The organism is Mogibacterium pumilum (assembly GCF_002243385.1).
GTDB lineage: Bacteria > Bacillota > Clostridia > Peptostreptococcales > Anaerovoracaceae > Mogibacterium > Mogibacterium pumilum.
Genome location: NZ_CP016199.1, coordinates 606,305 through 608,462, shown reverse-complemented (window position 1 = coordinate 608,462; position 2,158 = coordinate 606,305). Strand labels below are relative to the sequence as shown.

The 2,158-nt window shown below is 46.5% G+C and carries 1 protein-coding gene; it reads right to left on the bottom strand.

What is annotated here, in order from left to right; genetic code table 11:
* Nucleotides 1-94: 94 nt before the first annotated feature.
* The gene (gene ltrA / locus AXF17_RS09910) at nt 95-1,450 is read right to left on the bottom strand and encodes a group II intron reverse transcriptase/maturase (RefSeq protein WP_237049005.1); all 1,356 of its coding nucleotides are present in this window, start codon (nt 1,448-1,450) and stop codon (nt 95-97) included.
* Between the last annotated feature and the right edge of the window lie 708 nt (nt 1,451-2,158).

Here is a 2,158-nt window from a genome sequence, read left to right as displayed (position 1 = left end):
AATAGGGTAGAGCGAGGGCGTTAGCCCTCAACCCTCCCGTTGCACCGTACGTACGGGTCTCGTATACGGCGCTACATCAACATAGAATCAAGCGTTAATTCAGATAATACGCCAAAGGGTCGACCAATCCCGGTCGGCTCTTTGTCTTTTTGCCAAGTATCGTTGGATTGAGCAGGAAATTAATATCCCGAATAGTAGCCATTCGGTACCATCCCTGCCTTGCGTTTGCCACGCTTAACAATCTTTTCTCCTCAAGGCCACATTCCTGAATCCTATTCAGAGCCATCAGGTTCTTGAATATGGTCTTCGGCTTTTTCCACTGTTTGAGTATCACTACTCTCACCTTGTGCCTCAGCCATTGTCCATATTCATCAAGAAAGCCTTTCATGCTACCGATTCTGTAGTAGTTTATCCACCCCCGGATGAGCCAGTTCAGTTGCATAAAGGTAGACTTTATGGTTCGCGCAGCCGCTTTCTTCCGACAAAGAATCTCACGAGTCTTCTCATAGAGTTTCTTCTTTCGGTCTTTGGCAAGCCTGCACTTCCAACCGTCTTTGCTCTTCCAGAATGTGAATCCCAGAAAGTTACTCTTCGTAGGTCTTACTACCTTTGTCTTAGTGGCACTGACTCTCAGCCGAAGTTTGCGCTCCAGCCAGCTTGTCACAGACTTCATCACTCTGTCTGCCGCCATTTCACTTTTCACGAAGATGTCGCAGTCGTCAGCGTATCTGACAAAATGAAGTCCCCTTGATTCCAGTTCCTTGTCGAGCTTGTCAAGGTAGATGTTGGATAGTATAGGTGAAAGAGGTCCACCTTGCGGTACCCCTTCTTCACTTGGGCTTACCAAGCCATCTTCCATGACTCCAGCTCTTAGAAACTGTCGAATCAGTCGTAGCGTTTTCGCATCATTAATGCGTTCTCTGAGTATTGAAATTAACTTGTCATGGTTTACCGTGTCGAAATACTTCTCGATGTCAAGGTCTATCACCCACTCATATCCCTCGTTGAGGTATTCGAGGGCTTTCTCTATCGCTCCATGGCAATCTCTGTTCGCTCGGAACCCATAACTATGGTCACTGAAATATTTGTCATATCCCAGAGACAGTATCTGTGCTGTCATCTGCTGTACAACTCTGTCTGTGACTGTCGGTATTCCGAGAGGTCTCTTCTTGCCGTTGGCTTTAGGTATGTAGACCCTTCTTACCGGACTCGGCCTGTATTTACCTTCACGTATCTGAGTCTTCAGCTCTTCCCTATGAAGAGTAAAATACACGTCAAGTTCATCTACCGTCATCCCATCGACTCCGGCTGCACCTTTGTTTCGCTTGACGTTCTTGATTGCCTCGTCAATATTCCTGTCCTGTAATATCCATTCGATTAATTCCACTTGTTGCTCCTCTTTCTGTTCGTAAAACTGCCGGAAATCATCCCCTCTACCTTTTGCCTCCACAGACTTACGTTTCTGCTTTCAGAGCATATCCTCGATTTCGGATTATTCCGACCTTGCTTGCAGTGATTTGCAATACATTGACATTAGACCCTTCCCGTTCGTGCTCCCGGTACTATGGTCTAAGCTGACTCCCGGACGCAAGCCTTTTCCGCACGTGTTTCCACGCCGTCCGGGTCTCCCGGGGTAAGACATAGTTCTTTCGCCACACAACCTCCGGATTTACTGTCTCGGTGATACGTTTACCTTTTGGGCTTCGGTTTGTGTAGCAACCTCACCCACCGTTTAGCCTTGTATCCGGTTTCTGTTCGTAGGCTCGATGGCTTTGCTACACCGCTTCCTTCACTTGAGCATTACTGCTTTCCGCTTGCGGTTCGCTACACTTGGCGGTAAATACCCGTGACTGGACTCTCACCAGTAAGAACTGTGCCATGCCCGGCACACCGACAAAAGGTCGGTAGCATATGCCACCGACCTTAATACATCTAAAAGTTCAGGTTCTATAAATTCTTTTGGGGTTTAGGAGGTACCTATCCATTTCATTGTGGTGTTTTAAACCCCTACCTATACACTTGTTGGGGTAATAAAAAAACACCCCAAAAAAATCAATGTTGTCCCTGACAAGGGGTACACATCATAATTTGGATAATCTAAAAAGGACGGAGATTTAACCATGATTAGTTAAATTCTCCGTCCTTTGTTGTTCCTCAA